Source organism: Stenotrophomonas sp. RS-48 (assembly GCF_030053245.1).
Lineage (GTDB): Bacteria > Pseudomonadota > Gammaproteobacteria > Xanthomonadales > Xanthomonadaceae > Stenotrophomonas > Stenotrophomonas maltophilia_P.
Genome location: NZ_JASGBV010000056.1, coordinates 19,437 through 35,599, shown reverse-complemented (window position 1 = coordinate 35,599; position 16,163 = coordinate 19,437). Strand labels below are relative to the sequence as shown.

Sequence of the window (16,163 nt, the reverse complement as noted above, 5' to 3'; positions counted from 1 at the left end):
GGAGCAGTCTGGCAGCTCGTCGGGCTCATAACCCGAAGGTCGCAGGTTCAAATCCTGCCCCCGCTACCAAGTAAAGAGATCGCCTTCGAAGTCCTGCTTCGAAGGCGTTTTTCTTTGAGGTCTGTGTGCTTTCCACGTGTTCGGGGTCAGATCCCTTTTTCCGTGGAAAAGGGATCTGACCCGGGTCCCTGCCTTGCACCAGCGCGGTGCAGCCGCTATCATCATCGGCCTAAGCAGTACCCCTGAAGGCGGCGCTCCCCTGGGGAGACCTCACCCGGAAGGAGGGCTCGCAACATGCCTTCGCGGCGTGCTGCAACCGGAATCCAGTCACCGGAGTCTTTCCGGAAAAAGGGGCCCTGCGGGCCCTTTGTCGTTTCCGGGGCGTCATGTTCACGCCGGCCATGGCCGGCACCCAACCAAGAGATCAAGGCAGGCTGTGAGCGACAAGGCAACCGACATCGCGAATCTGCTCGCCCCGACCGTTGCGTCGCTGGGCCTGGAGCTGCTGGGCGTTGAGTATCTGCCGGCCCCCGGCGGTGCGACCCTGCGCCTTTACATCGACGTGCCGCTGGCTGAACAGCCCGAGCGCATCATCAATGTCGACGACTGCGAGCGGGTCAGCCGCGAAGTGTCGGCGCAGCTGGACGTCGAAGACCCGATCAGCGGCAACTACACGCTGGAAGTGTCCTCGCCGGGCGTCGATCGTCCGCTGTTCAACCTGGAGCAGTTCACTCGCCACCTGGGGGAGTCGGCCAAGGTCACCCTGAAGCTGCCGCAGGACAACCGACGTCGCCTGCAGGGCCGTATCGAAGCGACCGACGAGGCGGCGGGCACCATCACCTTCATCGTCGACAAGGCCGAAGTGGTCGTGTCGGCGGACAACATCGACAAGGCACGGATCCTGCCCGACTGGGTGGCGCTGGGGCTGGCCCCGAGCAAGCCGACCGGTCCGGCACCGAAGCGTCCGAAGCCGAACAAGAATTCTTCTTCCAACGAGCCGGCGGCAAAGAAGCCGCGCGCGGAGTGAGCCAATGAGCAAGGAACTGTTGCTGGTAGTCGACGCGGTCGCCAACGAGAAGGGCGTGCCGCGTGAAGTGATCTTCGATGCCATCGAGGCCGCCCTGGCCTCGGCAGCGAAGAAGCGCTATCCCGACGAGGAAGTGCTGACCCGCGTGGTCATCGACCACAAGGATGGCAGCTACGAAACCTTCCGTCGCTGGGAAGTGGTGGCTGATGACGTGGTCATGGAGTCGCCCGACCGCCAGATCCGCCTGATGGACGCCATCGATGAAGCCGAGGGCGTGGACGTCGGCGATTACATCGAAGAGCAGATCGAGAACCCGGACTTCGGCCGCATCGCCGCCCAGGCCGCCAAGCAGGTGATCGTGCAGCGCGTTCGCGAAGCCGAGCGCCAGCAGGTCGTGGACGCATGGAAGGACCGCGTCGGCGAGCTGATCACCGGTGTGGTCAAGCGTGCCGAGCGTGGCAACATCTACGTCGACCTCGGCGGCAACGCCGAAGGCTTCATCCCGAAGGACAAGGGCATTCCGCGCGACGTGCTGCGCGCCGGTGACCGCGTCCGCGGCTACCTGGCCGAAGTGCGCTCGGAGCCGCGTGGCCCGCAGCTGTTCATCAGCCGCGCCGCACCGGAGTTCATGATCGAGCTGTTCAAGCTGGAAGTGCCGGAAGTCGGTCAGGGCCTGGTGGAAATCAAGGCCTGTGCCCGCGATCCGGGCGACCGCGCCAAGATCGCCGTGCTGGCCCACGACCAGCGCACCGATCCGATCGGTGCCTGCATCGGCATGCGCGGTTCGCGCGTGCAGGCGGTGTCCAACGAGCTCAATGGCGAGCGCGTGGATATCGTGCTGTGGAACGACAACCCGGCCAACTTCGTCATCAATGCGATGGCGCCGGCCGAGGTGCAGTCGATCATCGTCGATGAGGACAAGCACTCGATGGATCTGGCCGTTGCCGAGGACCGCCTGGCCCAGGCGATCGGCAAGGGTGGCCAGAACGTGCGCCTGGCCAGCCGCCTGACCGGCTGGCAGCTCAACGTGATGACCCAGGACCAGGTCACCGCCAAGTCGGAGGCCGAGCAGGCTTCGGCCCGCCAGCTGTTCATGGACAAGCTGGAAGTGGACGAGGAGATCGCCGGCATCCTGGTCAGCGAAGGCTTCGGCACCGTCGAGGAAATCGCTTATGTCCCGGTCGGCGAACTGCTGGCCGTGGAAGGTTTCGACGAGGATATCGTCGAAGAGCTGCGCGCTCGTGCCCGCGATGCGCTGCTCAATGAGGCCCTGGCAGTCGAGGAAGGCCTTGAAGACGGCCAGCCGGCGCAGGACCTGCTGTCCCTGAAGGGCATGGACGAAGCCACCGCGTATGCGCTGGCCGGCCACGGCGTGCGCACCAGCGAGGATCTCTCCGACCTGGCCGCCGACGAGGTCGTGGACTTCGGCATCGAAGGGCTGGACCAGGAGCGCGCCGCCGCGCTGATCCTGGCCGCGCGTGCCGAGGAGATCGCCCGACTGGAACGCGGCGAATGAGCCGGCAATGAACAGGGCCCTGAGCCGCTCAGGGCGTAGAATCCGCGCCACCTCCAGATGCGGGGGGGCGCCCACAAGATCATAGGATCCGAATGTCGCAGCAAACCACCATCCGCAAGCTTGCCGAACTGGTCAACACACCGGTCGAAAAACTGCTTGAACAGCTGGCCGGTGCCGGCATGAAGTTCAGCGGTCCCGACCAGGTCGTGACCAGCACCGAGAAGGTGAAGCTTCTGGGCTTCCTTCGTCGTTCGCACGGCAAGCCCGAGCAGGCGCCGGAAGAGACCGATCAGTCTGCAAAGAAGATCACCCTCAACCGCCGTAAACAGCAGGAAGTGACGGTCAATTCCGGTCGCAGCAAGACGACCGTGAATGTCGAGGTGCGCCAGAAGCGTACCTACGTCAAGTCCGATGGTGGTCGTGCGATGACTCCGGACGAAGAGCGCGCCGACATCCTGCGCAAGCTGGAAGAGTCGCGCGCCCGCAACCTCGCCGAACAGCAGGCATTGGCCGAGAAGGACCGTCTGCGCGACGAGGCCATCGTCCGTGCACGCGAGGAAGAGATTGCCGCCAAGGAGCGTGCCGAAGCCGAGAAGAAGGCTGCAGAGGAAGCAGCGGTTGCCGCCAAGGCCGCCGAGGCGCTGGCCGCCAGCCAGCCGAAGACGCGCGCTCCGATCGACGAAACCGCACCGCGTCCGCCGCGTACCCCGGCCGCAGCCCCGGCTGCCCCGCGTGGCGCTCCGCCACGCAGCGAGGACCGCAACAACCGCAGCGCGCCGCGCAACGAGCGTGGCCCGGGCGATCGTTTCTCCGGCCAGATGCACCTGTCGGCCGCCGACCGTGCACGTCGTGGCAACAGCAACAGCACGACCCGTGGTCGTCCGGGCGGCCGGAACCAGGCCGGCGGCCGTCGCGACATGTCGCGCGGTGGCAGCAACGCCGGTCCGCATGCCTTCGAACGTCCGACCGCCCCGGTCGTGCGTGAAGTGGCGATCGGCGACACGATCACCGTGGCCGACCTGGCGCAGAAGCTCGCGCTGAAGGGCGGCGAGGTGGTCAAGGCGCTGTTCAAGATGGGCGTGATGGCCACCATCACCCAGTCCATCGACCACGACACGGCGGCGCTGGTGACCGAGGAACTCGGCCACAAGGCGATCCGTGCCAACGACAACGACGCCGAAGACGCACTGCTGGCATCGACCGGTGAAAACCAGGGCGAAGCCGTGCAGCGCCCGCCGGTGGTCACCATCATGGGCCACGTCGACCACGGCAAGACCTCGCTGCTGGATTACATCCGCCGCACCAAGGTCGCCACCGGCGAAGCCGGCGGCATCACCCAGCATATCGGTGCGTACCACGTGGATACGCCGAAGGGCGTGATCAGCTTCCTGGATACCCCGGGCCACGCAGCCTTCACTTCGATGCGTGCCCGCGGTGCCAAGCTGACCGATATCGTGGTGCTGGTGGTCGCGGCCGATGACGGCGTGATGCCGCAGACCAAGGAAGCGATCCAGCATGCCCGTTCCGCCGGTGTGCCGCTGATCGTGGCAATCAACAAGATCGACAAGTCCGACGCCGATCCGATGCGGGTCAAGAACGAACTGCTGACCGAGCAGGTCGTGGCCGAAGACTTCGGTGGCGACACCCAGATGGTGGAGATCTCGGCCAAGACCGGCCTGGGCATCGACGACCTGCTGGACGCCATCTCGATCCAGGCCGAACTGCTGGAGCTGAAGGCTGTCGATGAAGGCCGCGCGTCCGGCGTGGTGATTGAATCGTCGCTGGACAAGGGCCGCGGCCCGGTCGCCACCGTGCTCGTGCAGCAGGGCCGCCTGAAGAAGGGCGATTACCTGGTGTGCGGCATCCAGTACGGCCGCGTGCGAGCGCTGTTCGACGAAACCGGCAAGCAGCCGGAGTTCGCCGGCCCGTCCATCCCGGTGCAGGTCCTGGGCCTGTCCGGCGTGCCGGAGGCCGGTGACGACTTCGTGGTGGTCGAGGACGAGCGTCTGGCCAAGGACGTTGCCCAGCAGCGTGAGACCAAGCGCCGCGAGTCGCGCCTGGTCGCCACGGCGGGCAGCCGGATGGAAGACATCATGGCGACCCTGGGCAAGGGTGAGGGCCAGCAGGTCCTCAACCTGGTCATCAAGGCCGACGTGCAGGGTTCGGTGCAGGCGCTGAGCCAGGCCCTGGTCGCGCTGTCCAACGACGACATCCGCATCAACGTGATCCACTCCGGCGTGGGCGGCATCACCGAGTCGGACGCCAATTCGGCTGCCGCCTCCAAGGCCACCGTCATCGGCTTCAACGTGCGTGCGGATGCTTCGGCCCGTCGCATCATCGAATCCAACGGCGTGGACCTGCGTTACTTCTCGATCATCTATGACGTGATCGATCAGGTGAAGCAGGTGGCCTCCGGTCTGCTGGGCGTGGAGATCCGCGAAGAGATCATCGGTATCGCCGAGGTCCGCGATGTCTTCCGCAGCTCCAAGCTGGGCGCCGTCGCCGGCTGCATGGTCATCGAAGGCGTGGTCAAGCGCAGCAAGCCGATCCGCGTCCTGCGCGACAGCGTGGTGGTGTTCGAAGGCGAGCTGGAATCGCTGCGTCGCTTCAAGGAAAACGTCGAGGAAGTCCGCAACGGTACCGAATGCGGTATCGGCGTGAAGGCTTACAACGACGTCAAGCCGGGCGACCAGATCGAGTGCTTCGAGCGCATCGAAGTGCCGCGTACCCTGTAATGCTGCAACGGACCGGCCCTCGCGGGCGGGTCCACCCCTGGTGGCGCCCGACCCCGGTCGGGCCGTCTCTCCCGGTAGGGCCCGACCTTGGTCGGGTCACATTCAATTCAAGAGCCCGACCGCGTGCCCAAGACTTTCCATCGAACCGACCGTGTCTCCGCCCAGCTGCGCCGTGAACTCGGCACCCTGGTGCACAACGCCGTGCGCGAGCACGGGTTGCCCTCGGTGAGCGTGTCCGACGTGGAAATCACCCGCGACATGGCCCATGCCAAGGTCTTTGTCACCGCGCTGATGCCGGAACGTTCGGCCGAAGCGGTGGCCGGCCTGAAGGAACTGGGCTATCGCCTGCGCATGGACCTGGCCCGGGCGATGAAGCTGCGTCACGTGCCGGAGCTGCATTTCCATTACGACGACTCGGTTGATCGGGGCGAGCACATCGACAACATCCTGCGCGATCTGCCCGACACCGTGGCTGCCGAGAAGCGCCGCGAAAGCGACGAAGAATAACCGCGCGACGCCGGGCATGCCCGGCGTTGCTGCATTCCGGCTGCGCGATGTCTGATGCAGGCCGCGCCGCGCGCTTGCCGGGAATGGTCCGGCGCTACACCCGTATCTGTCATGACCCGAATTCAGTTCCGCCGCCTGGACGGCATCCTGCTGCTCGACAAGTCGACCGGCATGAGCTCCAACGCTGCCCTGCAGGTGGCGCGCCGCCTGTTCCGTGCCGAGAAGGGCGGGCATACCGGCAGTCTCGACCCGCTGGCCACCGGCCTGCTGCCGTTGTGCTTCGGCGAGGCGACCAAGATCGCCGGCCTGCTGCTGGGCTCGGCCAAGGCCTATGACGCCGAGATCGTGCTCGGCCAGACCACCGACACCGATGACGCCGAGGGCGAGGTGCTGCTGCAGCGTCCGGTGCCGCAGATCACTGCTGACGTCCTGCAGGCCGCGCTGGCACCGCTGACCGGCAGCATCCGCCAGCGGGCCCCGATCTATTCAGCGCTGAAGCAGGGAGGCGAGCCGCTGTACGTGAAGGCCCGCCGCGGCGACGCCATCGAGGCGCCGGAGCGGCAGGTCCAGGTGCATGCCATCGAGGTCCTGGAACAGCAGCCCGAGCGGCTGCGCCTGCGCGTCACCTGTGGCTCGGGTACCTACATCCGCAGCCTGGCGCGTGATCTCGGCGAGGCGCTGGGCTGTGGTGCGCACATCAGCGCCCTGCGCCGGCTGTGGGTGGAGCCGTTCCGCGAGCCGGCGATGGTCACCCTGGACCAGCTGCGGGCCATGGTCGAAACGGGCGACCTGGCGGCCATGGATGCGCTGCTGCTGCCGCTGGCCGACGGTCTGGCCGGGTATCCGCGGGTCGAGCTGGACGCCGCCCAGACGCAACGGTTCTGCATGGGACAGCGGTTGCGCGATGCCGGCTGGCCGCGCGGTCTGGTGGCGGTGTTCGGTCCGGACGCCGCTGTCCAGGGCCTCGGTCAGGTCGATGACAGTGGCCTGCTGGCCCCGCAGCGCCGATTCAACCTCTGAACAGGGCGGGGCGGTTCAGCCCCGGTCCTTGTCCCCGGAGCCCCTGGCCGTTACAATTTCGCGGCCATTTTCTGGCAGCCTGCCCCGCGCAGGTTTCATCCCTGTAGTCCACGGCGAGCCTGGCGGTGCGCGAAGCGCGTTCCTGCCGGCCACGCATCACTGAGAAAAAGACATGTCGATCGACACCCAGAAGGTCATTGAAGACAACAAGCGCAGCGCCGCCGACACCGGCTCCCCGGAAGTCCAGGTGGCCCTGCTGACCGCCCGCATCGAACTGCTGACCGGCCACTTCAAGACCCACAAGAAGGATCACCACAGCCGCCGCGGCCTGCTGCAGATGGTCAACCGCCGTCGCAGCCTGCTCGACTACCTGAAGAAGAAGGACGTCGAGCGTTACAAGGCCCTGATCGAGAAGCTTGGCCTGCGTCGCTAAGCAACGAATCCCCCGCGGCGCAGCGATGCGCCGCGGTTTTGTTTTGTAGTACCGCAATCCCCGATTCAGGCCGGAACGATCCGGTCACCCGCTGGCGGCAAGGGTCGCCGACGGTCCAAATTCGCAGACAGCATCCCCAAGGACACCCTCCGTGGCAAAAATCACCAAAACCTTCCAGTACGGCAAGCACACCGTCACGCTTGAGACCGGCGAAGTCGCCCGTCAGGCCAGCGGCGCCGTCATCGTCAAGATGGACGACACCGTACTGCTGGTCACCGCCGTCGCCGCCAAGAGCGCGCGCGAAGGCCAGGACTTCTTCCCGCTGACCGTCGACTATCAGGAGAAGTTCTACGCCGGCGGCCGTATTCCGGGTGGTTTCTTCAAGCGCGAAGGCCGTGCGACCGAGAAGGAAACCCTGATCTCGCGTCTGATCGACCGTCCGATCCGTCCGCTGTTCCCGGAAGATTACAAGAACGAAGTGCAGATCATCGCCACGGTGATGTCGCTGAACCCGGACGTGGACGGTGACATTCCGGCCCTGATCGGTGCTTCGGCGGCCCTGGCTCTGGCCGGCACCCCGTTCATGGGTCCGATCGGCGCTGCCAAGGTCGGTTACAAGAACGGCGAGTACATCCTGAACCCGACCGTCAGTGAACTGGCTGACTCGCAGCTGGAACTGGTCGTTGCCGGTACCTCCAACGCCGTGCTGATGGTCGAATCCGAAGCCGCGCTGCTGTCGGAAGAAGTGATGCTGGGCGCCGTGACCTTCGGTCACCGCGAAATGCAGAAGGTCATCAACGCGATCAACGAGCTGACCGTCGAAGCCGGCACCAAGCCGTCGACCTGGGAAGCCCCGGCCAAGAACGAAGCGCTGATCGCCGCCCTGAAGGAAGCCATCGGCCCGCGCCTGGGCGAAGCCTTCCAGGTGCGTGACAAGCTGCAGCGTCGCGATGCCATCTCGGCGATCAAGAAGGACGTGGTCGAAGCCCTGGCCGGCCGCGTGGCTGCCGAAGGCTGGAACCCGGCCGAGCTGTCGAAGGAATTCGGCGAACTGGAATACCGCACCATGCGCGACTCGGTGCTGGACACCAAGGTCCGCATCGACGGCCGTGCGCTGGATACCGTCCGCCCGATCTCCGTGAAGACCGGTGTGCTGCCGCGTACCCACGGCTCCTCGCTGTTCACCCGCGGCGAAACCCAGGCCATCGTGACCATCACCCTGGGCACCGCCCGCGACGGTCAGGTCATCGATGCCGTTGCCGGTGAGTACAAGGAAAACTTCCTGTTCCACTACAACTTCCCTCCGTTCTCGGTGGGTGAGTGCGGCCGCATGATGGGTCCGAAGCGCCGCGAGATCGGCCACGGTCGCCTGGCCAAGCGCGGCGTGCTGGCTGTCATGCCGTCGCTGGAAGCCTTCCCGTACACCATCCGCGTCGTCTCGGAAATCACCGAGTCGAACGGTTCCTCGTCGATGGCCTCGGTCTGCGGTTCGTCGCTGGCCCTGATGGACGCCGGCGTGCCGGTGAAGGCCCCGGTGGCGGGTATCGCCATGGGTCTGGTCAAGGAAGGCGACCGCTTCGTCGTCCTGTCCGACATCCTGGGTGACGAAGATCACCTGGGCGACATGGACTTCAAGGTGGCCGGTACCGCTGAGGGCATCTCCGCCCTGCAGATGGACATCAAGATCGAAGGCATCACCGAAGAGATCATGAAGCAGGCGCTGCAGCAGGCCAAGGCTGGCCGTCTGCACATCCTGGGCGAAATGGCCCACGGCCTGACCGCTCCGCGTTCGGAACTGTCCGACTACGCGCCGCGCCTGCTGACCATCAAGATCCACCCGGACAAGATCCGCGAAGTGATCGGCAAGGGTGGCTCGACCATCCAGGCCATCACCAAGGAAACCGGCACCCAGATCGACATCCAGGATGACGGCACCATCGTCATTGCCTCGGTCAACGCGATCGCTGCCCAGGCCGCCAAGGCCCGCATCGAGCAGATCACCTCGGACGTCGAGCCGGGCCGCATCTACGAAGGCAAAGTCGCCAAGATCATGGACTTCGGCGCGTTCGTCACCATCCTGCCGGGCAAGGACGGCCTGGTCCACGTCTCGCAGATCTCCAGCGAGCGCGTCGAGAAGGTCGGCGACAAGCTGAAGGAAGGCGATGTGGTCAAGGTCAAGGTGCTGGAAGTCGACAAGCAGGGCCGTATCCGCCTGTCGATGAAGGCCGTGGAAGAAGGCGAGGGCGCCAGCGCCGAATGATCGACCCACGGTCGATCACGGCAGGTGTCAACCCGGGTTGAGCACCGCCGCTGACATCGCTGGAATGAGAAAGCGGGCTTCGGCCCGCTTTTTCTTTGTCCGGCATCCTGAGCGGGCTTGCCGCTATGCTGTTGTCATGGACCTCCTGCGCCTGCTCGACCTGGACATCGACCGCCCGGCGCAGCGCGTGAGCCGGGCCGGTGAGGCCCTGCCCATCAGTGGCCTGAGCTGGACCCTGTTCGACGTGCTGCTTGCACACGGCACCCGTGTGGTGGATTTCGACACGTTGGCGGCCCAGGTCTGGGCACCTGCGGTGGTTGGTGAGGATGCGGTCAGTCAGCGGGTGAAACTGCTGCGGCAGGCACTCGGCGATGACAGCCGTCGGCCGCGCTACATCCGTTCGGTGCGCGGGCGCGGCTATCAGCTGTGCGCCGCACCGATACCGATGGCACCGCCGCCAGTGATCGGATCGTCACGAGGGCGCTGGTGGTGGGCTGCAGCGCTGGTGGCGGTGGGCGGGTTGGCAGTGGCGGTGCTGGCGTGGCCGGACCAGGCTCCGCCCGCCGCAGCGACGTCCCTGCTGCAGCGCGCGGACTATTACGCCGGCATCGGCCAGGCGAGCAACAACGAACGCGCGATCGCCCTCTACCGCCAGGCACTCCAGGTCGATCCAGAATCCAGCGCGGCCCGGCGTGGGCTGGCACGTGCATTGTCGGCGCAGGGATGCCTGTTCAACGGTTCTCCGCAGCAGATGCGCGAAGCGCTGGCGCTGGCCGACTCCGAACGTGCACGAGCGCCGCATGACGGTGCCACGTACGCCCTGCGCGGGTATGCGCATGATTGCCTTGGGCGGATGGACGATGCCGTAGCCGACTACGCGCGCGCGATCCAGCTCGATCCTGCGGACGAGCGCACCCGCGCATCGCTGGCCTACCTGCAGCAGGAGCAGGGCCGCCTGTCGCTGGCGCTGCGCGCCAACCTCGCGCTCAAGGCACCCGAACGCATCCGCTTCCGTGATGTGCAGGTGGCGCGCGAAATGGAACTGCTCGGTTTCACCCAGGCGGCAGCGCAGCGCCATGCGCGCAACTTCCAGCTTTACCCGGACAACGTGTTCGCCAACATCGCGTGGCCGCGCAGCCTGTACGTTGCCGGGGCCGCCGGGCGCGCCCGGGAGGAGCTGGCCATCGCATTGACGCGTGGCACACCACACCCCCAGCTGCTGCGCCTACAAGGAGAACTGGCATTGCTGGCCGGTGACACCGCGGCGGCGGCCGAGGCGTTCGCGACGGCGCACCGGCTGCGGCCGCAGCAATCGTTGGGAGAGACGCTGGCGGGCCTGTACGGATCGACGGCCATCGATCCGGCATGGGCACGTGCGCGATTGCAGCGCCTGCCGGCGGGGAGTGGTGATGGTTGGGCCGATGCTGCGCTCGAGCGGGCTCTGCTCTTGCAGTCGGTGGGTGATGCGAAGGCCGCCGTGGCCGCGCTGCACCAGGCGGTGGACGATGGCTTCCGCGATGCGGCATGGCTGCGTGCCACGCCGCTGTATGCTCCGCTGCGCAGCGCGCCGGAGTGGGAGCCGCTGCTGGCGCGTATCGATGCGGATGTCGCCAGGCAGCGCGCGCAGGTCCTCGCCGCCGCATGGCGACCCTCCGATCTGTCCGGTCTCAGCGCAGTGCGGGAAGCAGGAACTCAGTGAGAATCCGCCGCGACTGCGGATGGGCGAAGCTGCGGTTGTAGGCTTGGCTGGTGACTACGGCCACGGCATTCCTGTCAGGAATCAGGAAGACATAATTGCCACCGTTGCCGGACATCGCCCACACGGTCCGCTGCCTGCCCTGCACCGTCAGCTGCAGGCCCCACCATTGGTAGCCGTACTCGCTGCCATCGCCAGTGCGGGCCTGTGGCTGGATCATTGCAGCGATGAAATCACGGGGAACCAGTTGCCGGCCATTGCCGCGCCCCTGATCCAGCACCAGCTGCCCCAGCCGCGCCAGGTCGCGGCTGCGGTAGCGCGTGCCGCCGCCTCCCATTCCGATGCCCTCCGGTGAACGGTTCCAGTGGCTCTCGGTGATGCCCAGCGGACGCTCCAGTGCCCGGGCGGCATAGTCCGACAGTGGCATGCCGGTGGCCCTCTCGAGCACGGCGCCGAGCACGAACGAGTCGGCCGTACAGTACGCGAAGGAACGGCCATGAGGGCTGTCCTCCGGTCGCTGCATCCAGGGCGCGAAGCCCTTCACCGGCAGGGACAGGGCAAAGTCCAGCCAGCGCTCGCTCACGTACATGCGCTCTTCGTGGCCGCTCGAGAACGGGTTCTCGTCGTCGCATTCCCACAGGCTGCTCATGGTCAGCAGATCCTGCAGGGTGATGGCGCGCAGGCGCGGGTCGACGACGTGGCGCGCGGTGAATCCGGGGAAGTAGTCGTAGACCCGGGCCTGCACGCCCGGCAGCGCCCCCTCGCCGATGGCGGCGCCGATCAGCAGTGCGGTCACGCTTTTGCTGGCCGAGCGCACATCGTGCAGGGTGCCCGCGTCCGCGCCGTTGAAGTAGCCCTCGTAGACGACGTTGCCGTCGACCTGCAGCAGCACGCTGCGGATCTGCTTGAGGTCATCGCGGGCGATGGCCTGCTCCAGGGCGGGCAGGCGGACGGAGGCAGGCGTTGCGGCGCCGGTGGTGTGGGGTATGAATGCCAGCAGCAGAAGGAGGAAGGGCATCAACGGACGCATGGTCGGGCTCCATCGGAAAGGAGACTGGATTGAGCCCGGTCCTTCGCTGAAGTGCTGGAAGCGTGTCTGAAGAATTCTGAAGGGCCAGTACCGGCGACGGCAGCGCGCTGTCCTGCCGTGGGGCGTCAGGGACATGCCGATGTCATCCTGCGGGCGTCCGTGCCTGTCCAGTGGACGACATTCGATGAAGCCGCGCCGGGGCGTGATCGGTTTGCTACCGTGGCTGCGCCTTCGAACCGGGAGATCCCATGTTCCGCCAGACCCTGGCCGTCCTTGCCGTACTCGTCACCGCTGCCGTGCCCGGCGCAGTGCACGCTGCGCCGGCGCAGTCGCCGATCTTCGGCGCCTACTACCCCGGTGGCTCGGCCGGGCGCTATCCGGTTTCGAGCATTCCAGCCGAGCGCCTGACGCATCTGTTCTACGCGTTCTCCACCATCGAAGACGGCCGATGCGTGATCGGTGCGGACGCATCGAAGAACGTTGCCGAGCTGGCTGACCTGAAAAAAGCGCATCCGCATCTGCGCACGCTGATCTCGATCGGCGGCTGGGGCGCCGGTGGGTTCTCCGATGCCGCGCTGACCGAAGCCAGCCGCAGGCGCCTGGTCGACTCCTGCATGGCGCTGTTCTTCGAACGGCACGCAGGCAGCTTCGATGGCGTGGACATCGACTGGGAGTTTCCGGTCAGTGGCGGCCCGAAGGAACTGGCCCATCGTCCGCAGGACCGGGCCAACATGACGCGCCTGGCGCAGGCGTTCCGTACCGCGCTCGATACGTACGGGCGCAGGGCAGGGCAGCCGATGCTGCTGACCGCCGCGCTGGCCGCTGGCCGGCTGCAGACCGATGGCCCCTATGATCCCGCCGCCAGCTACGACCTGCCGGCGCTGGCCCGGATACTCGATTTCATCAACCTGATGAGCTACGACATGGGTACCGGTTTTTCGGCCGTGTCGACCTTCAACGCGCCGTTGCATGAAGTGCCGGCCGACCCGCTGGCGCCGGAACTGCGGCGCTGGAACAACGTGGCCGGTGCGGTGCAGTACTACCGCGAACATGGCGTGCCGGCGGACAAGCTGGTGCTGGGCGTGCCGTTCTACGGGCGCGGCTTCAAGGTGACCGGGGAGAGTGCCGACGGCCTGTACCAGGCTTACAGTGCGCCGGCCGATGCCGGCGACTGGCGGGTGATCAAGGCGCGTTACCTCGATCAGCCGGGCTGGACCAGGCACTGGCACCCGCAGGCGCAGAGCCCGTGGTTGTACAACCCGCGGGAGAACGTCTTCATCAGCTATGAAGACCCGCGTTCGATCGGCCTGCGGGCGCAGTTCGCCCGCGAACAGGGGCTGGCCGGTGTCTTCATGTGGGAGCTGACCGGCGACGATGAACAGGCCAGCCTGCTCAACGCGATGCTGGCGCCCTGGCACAAGGCCCGCGTGGGCGATTGAAGGCGCCGCGCTCCGCCGGCATGGCCCGGCGGGGCGGTCAGTCGGCCCAGACGCTGTTGGGGTCGCCGTTGCGCGCCCGGCGTTGGCTGGCCAGCGCCAGGCGCGCAAAGCCGAAGGCCATCGCCAGGGCGACGGCGTCGATCCAGAACAGCGGCCAGTGCCCGGCAGCGGCGGCACGCCACAGCCAGTCACCGTTCAATGCACCATGCAGGACCGGCACCAGCGCGGTCGCGGCCGCAGCGGCCCACAGCAGTTCCCGGGCGGCCTGTGCGGGCCTGCGCAGGAATGCCCACAGCGCGCACGCGGCCCAGCTGCTGAAACAGGCCCAACGGATGCCCGGGTCGACCGCCGCGGGTGCTGCGCGTTCGAGCACCAGCGCTACGACGAACGCCAACGAGATCGCCACGCACAGGCCGATGCAGACACCGACGGTGGCACGCGCCATGTTGACGGCCGCACGCGACTGCTCGGGCTGGCGTCGCTTGCGTCGCGATTCGATCCACAGCAGGTTGCCGGAATAGAACAGGAAGGCGCCGCCGAGCCCCATCAGGAAGTACAACCAGACCACCACGCCGTTGCCGAACTCACCGAAATGAAGCGCATAGGCGGCGCTCAGCGTAGCGTGATTGGCATCGCGCTGGCCCGGCAGCTGCGTGGCCAGCACGTCGCCGGTGGTCACGTCCAGGGCGACCGCGCCCAGCGGGCCCAGCGTGCCGGTGGATTCGCCGGTGATCTCGATGGTGGCCTTGGCGTCGCCACCATTGGCCAGTTTCAGATAGGCCGGTTCGAAGTTGGCCACGCCCTGGGCGCGGGCCACTTCCAGGGCGCGCGCATGCAGGACCTGCAGGCTGCCCGGCGGTGCCGGAACACCGCTGGCCTCGCGCACCGGAGCGGTATCCATCGCGGTCGGCACGGCCTGCAGCAGTTTGCCATCGAAGATCAGCGGATTGAGCAGTGCCATCTGTACGAACGCCAGGCAGAGCAGGGCGCCGGTAACGGCGAACATCAGATGGAAGGGCAGACTGAGCACGCCGATCACGTTGTGCGCATCCTGCCACTGCTGCTTGAGGTTGCGGCCCGGGCGCAACGCGAACAGGTCACCCAGCAGTTTCGGCAGGTGGATCACCAGGCCGCTGAGCAGGGCCATGCCGTACAGCAGGCTGACGATGCCCATTACATACACGCCGGCCACCGGCAGGCCCAGGCTGTAATGCAGCTCGTTGACCAGTTCGGCCAGACCGGTCTGCGGCGGCGTCGGGCTGCCGGCGGTGTGTCCCGGCCACGCATAGCGCCAGCTGCCGTCATCGGTCTGCCAGTAGGCCAGCGGCTGCGGATGGTCGGTGCCGGGGAAGGTCATGCCGACATGGCGGCGTGCCTCCGCGTGGGCTGCCAGCACGTCCTCGAGCAGGTGCTGTGCGTCATCCAGGTCCGCGGGCAATGCCGTCGCCGCGCCCGGCGTCTGCCACAACGGCAGGTCATGGTGGAAGAGGGTCAGGGCGCCTGCATAGAAGGCCACGAACAGGCCAAAGCCGGCGACCAGGCCGACCCAGGTGTGCAGGGTGGTGAACGTTCGCAGCGTCTGCGAGGAGAACTTCATGGGGACGGTCTCATTGCACCGCACCGGCCAGGCGCAGCAGGCCGAGCACGGCGAAGCCGGCGCCAGCAGTGCCGGCCAGGGCCAGCCAGGCGTGTGCGGCGCGGCGGAAGCTGAACGCCCAGAGGGCGGCCAGCATCCACAGCGGGATGAAGGCGATCAGGGCCGGTACCAGGGCGTGCTGCCATGGGCCGGGCGGCAGCCAGGCCACCAGTCCGGTGGCGGCCGCGGCCAGCAGGAAGCCGGCGAAGATGCCGGCGAGGGCGCGGGCCCACATCAGCGCGGCTCCGTGCCGGGGCGGTGCCAGGCGGCGATGGCCGGCAGCAGCATCGCCGCCAGCATCCAGGTGCACAGCATCGCCACCAGCCCCGCGGCGAAGCCCAGTTCGGCCATCCACAGCCACAGTGCGGCCGCAGCGGCAACCAGGACGATCTGTCGGCCAAGCCGGCCAGCCCGGCGCAGGCGCGGCCAGCGGCAATGCGGCGAGGCGGCATAGAAGGCCGTCGCCGAGAACATCGCGGACAGCACGCCCAGGCTGCAGAAGCCGAGCGTGGAAAGGCCGACAGTGATCATTGCCGGCAGCCTGCGCGGCGCGAGGGCGGCGAACGCGGGACACGGGCGGGGCCGGCGTAGGCCGGTCGGAGCGGGTGGCGCATCACGAGGTCCTGGGGGAAAGCGGGCAGGCTGGCACGGGGCGGGCTGCCTGGACATGGTAATCATTGCGATTTCAGGCTGCCAGCGACGGCCATTCAGGGGCGCGACGGGGAGTGCTTGGGCTTTCCCGCGCACTGGTCTAAAATCGCAGTCATTATCCTGACTGGAACAAGGTGGCCCGCGCCCAGCGCCGGCCGAGCGTGCGACATGAGCACTACCACCGCCCACGGTTGACCTGCCCCCGAAGGCCCT

13 protein-coding genes are annotated in these 16,163 nt (G+C 67.0%); 9 read left to right on the top strand and 4 right to left on the bottom strand.

Annotated features, from left to right (window positions below; genetic code table 11):
* Window positions 1–436 precede the first annotated feature (436 nt).
* The 8 genes from rimP to QMZ25_RS11540 all read left to right on the top strand — a co-directional run bounded on the left by rimP (window position 437) and on the right by QMZ25_RS11540 (window position 11,197).
* On the top strand, window positions 437–1,027 hold the full coding sequence (rimP, locus tag QMZ25_RS11575) for a ribosome maturation factor RimP (protein ID WP_283219666.1): 591 nt from the start codon (window positions 437–439) through the stop codon (window positions 1,025–1,027).
* A gap of 4 nt (window positions 1,028–1,031) precedes the next feature.
* Window positions 1,032–2,543: a transcription termination factor NusA gene (gene nusA, locus QMZ25_RS11570; RefSeq protein ID WP_053518673.1), complete on the top strand. Its 1,512-nt coding sequence runs from the start codon at window positions 1,032–1,034 to the stop codon at window positions 2,541–2,543.
* Window positions 2,544–2,635: 92 nt separating this feature from the next.
* A complete protein-coding gene (gene infB, locus QMZ25_RS11565; protein ID WP_065181857.1) occupies window positions 2,636–5,278 on the top strand; it encodes a translation initiation factor IF-2 in 2,643 nt (880 codons plus the stop codon).
* A gap of 123 nt (window positions 5,279–5,401) precedes the next feature.
* The gene (gene rbfA, locus QMZ25_RS11560) at window positions 5,402–5,785 is read left to right on the top strand and encodes a 30S ribosome-binding factor RbfA (protein WP_053518676.1); all 384 of its coding nucleotides are present in this window, start codon (window positions 5,402–5,404) and stop codon (window positions 5,783–5,785) included.
* Window positions 5,786–5,896: 111 nt separating this feature from the next.
* A complete protein-coding gene (gene truB, locus QMZ25_RS11555; RefSeq protein WP_283219665.1) occupies window positions 5,897–6,805 on the top strand; it encodes a tRNA pseudouridine(55) synthase TruB in 909 nt (302 codons plus the stop codon).
* 172 nt (window positions 6,806–6,977) lie between these two features.
* The gene (rpsO, locus tag QMZ25_RS11550) at window positions 6,978–7,238 is read left to right on the top strand and encodes a 30S ribosomal protein S15 (RefSeq protein WP_005417886.1); all 261 of its coding nucleotides are present in this window, start codon (window positions 6,978–6,980) and stop codon (window positions 7,236–7,238) included.
* A 151-nt stretch (window positions 7,239–7,389) separates the two neighbouring features.
* On the top strand, window positions 7,390–9,498 hold the full coding sequence (gene pnp / locus QMZ25_RS11545) for a polyribonucleotide nucleotidyltransferase (protein WP_053518678.1): 2,109 nt from the start codon (window positions 7,390–7,392) through the stop codon (window positions 9,496–9,498).
* Between the two features lie 136 nt (window positions 9,499–9,634).
* Window positions 9,635–11,197: a winged helix-turn-helix transcriptional regulator gene (locus QMZ25_RS11540; protein WP_283219664.1), complete on the top strand. Its 1,563-nt coding sequence runs from the start codon at window positions 9,635–9,637 to the stop codon at window positions 11,195–11,197.
* Here the strand turns inward: QMZ25_RS11540 and QMZ25_RS11535 are convergent.
* Complete coding sequence (locus tag QMZ25_RS11535) at window positions 11,166–12,224, bottom strand: serine hydrolase (protein WP_197571686.1); 1,059 nt, start codon at window positions 12,222–12,224, stop codon at window positions 11,166–11,168. The two genes, QMZ25_RS11540 and QMZ25_RS11535, sit on opposite strands and share 32 nt — an antisense overlap.
* Before the next feature lie 248 nt (window positions 12,225–12,472).
* Here QMZ25_RS11535 and QMZ25_RS11530 point away from each other — a divergent pair, with 248 nt between their 5' ends.
* Window positions 12,473–13,663, top strand: a complete 1,191-nt coding sequence (locus tag QMZ25_RS11530) for a glycoside hydrolase family 18 protein (RefSeq protein WP_197600331.1) — start codon at window positions 12,473–12,475, stop codon at window positions 13,661–13,663.
* 37 nt (window positions 13,664–13,700) lie between these two features.
* Here the strand turns inward: QMZ25_RS11530 and QMZ25_RS11525 are convergent, their stop codons facing one another.
* Genes QMZ25_RS11525 through QMZ25_RS11515 form a run of 3 tightly spaced genes read right to left on the bottom strand, consistent with a single transcriptional unit; the run spans window position 13,701 to window position 15,830 of the window.
* Window positions 13,701–15,260, bottom strand: a complete 1,560-nt coding sequence (locus tag QMZ25_RS11525) for a PepSY-associated TM helix domain-containing protein (RefSeq protein ID WP_283219663.1) — start codon at window positions 15,258–15,260, stop codon at window positions 13,701–13,703.
* Window positions 15,261–15,270: 10 nt separating this feature from the next.
* Window positions 15,271–15,534 (bottom strand): hypothetical protein, encoded by a 264-nt coding sequence (locus QMZ25_RS11520; protein WP_197571972.1) that lies wholly within the window; start codon window positions 15,532–15,534, stop codon window positions 15,271–15,273.
* Window positions 15,534–15,830, bottom strand: a complete 297-nt coding sequence (locus QMZ25_RS11515) for a hypothetical protein (protein ID WP_283219662.1) — start codon at window positions 15,828–15,830, stop codon at window positions 15,534–15,536. Before QMZ25_RS11515 ends, QMZ25_RS11520 begins: the two co-directional genes overlap by 1 nt.
* Window positions 15,831–16,163: the final 333 nt, after the last annotated feature.

Excerpts from the sequence above, each read along its gene's own strand:
- QMZ25_RS11520 (WP_197571972.1), bottom strand. The coding sequence starts at position 15,534 with ATGTGGGCCCGCGCCCTCGCCGGCATCTTCGCCGGCTTCCTGCTGGCC.
- nusA (WP_053518673.1), top strand. The coding sequence starts at position 1,032 with ATGAGCAAGGAACTGTTGCTGGTAGTCGACGCGGTCGCCAACGAGAAG.
- infB (WP_065181857.1), top strand. The coding sequence starts at position 2,636 with ATGTCGCAGCAAACCACCATCCGCAAGCTTGCCGAACTGGTCAACACA.
- QMZ25_RS11530 (WP_197600331.1), top strand. The coding sequence starts at position 12,473 with ATGTTCCGCCAGACCCTGGCCGTCCTTGCCGTACTCGTCACCGCTGCC.
- rpsO (WP_005417886.1), top strand. The coding sequence starts at position 6,978 with ATGTCGATCGACACCCAGAAGGTCATTGAAGACAACAAGCGCAGCGCC.
- QMZ25_RS11525 (WP_283219663.1), bottom strand. The coding sequence starts at position 15,260 with ATGAAGTTCTCCTCGCAGACGCTGCGAACGTTCACCACCCTGCACACC.
- truB (WP_283219665.1), top strand. The coding sequence starts at position 5,897 with ATGACCCGAATTCAGTTCCGCCGCCTGGACGGCATCCTGCTGCTCGAC.
- QMZ25_RS11515 (WP_283219662.1), bottom strand. The coding sequence starts at position 15,830 with ATGATCACTGTCGGCCTTTCCACGCTCGGCTTCTGCAGCCTGGGCGTG.
- QMZ25_RS11540 (WP_283219664.1), top strand. The coding sequence starts at position 9,635 with ATGGACCTCCTGCGCCTGCTCGACCTGGACATCGACCGCCCGGCGCAG.
- QMZ25_RS11535 (WP_197571686.1), bottom strand. The coding sequence starts at position 12,224 with ATGCGTCCGTTGATGCCCTTCCTCCTTCTGCTGCTGGCATTCATACCC.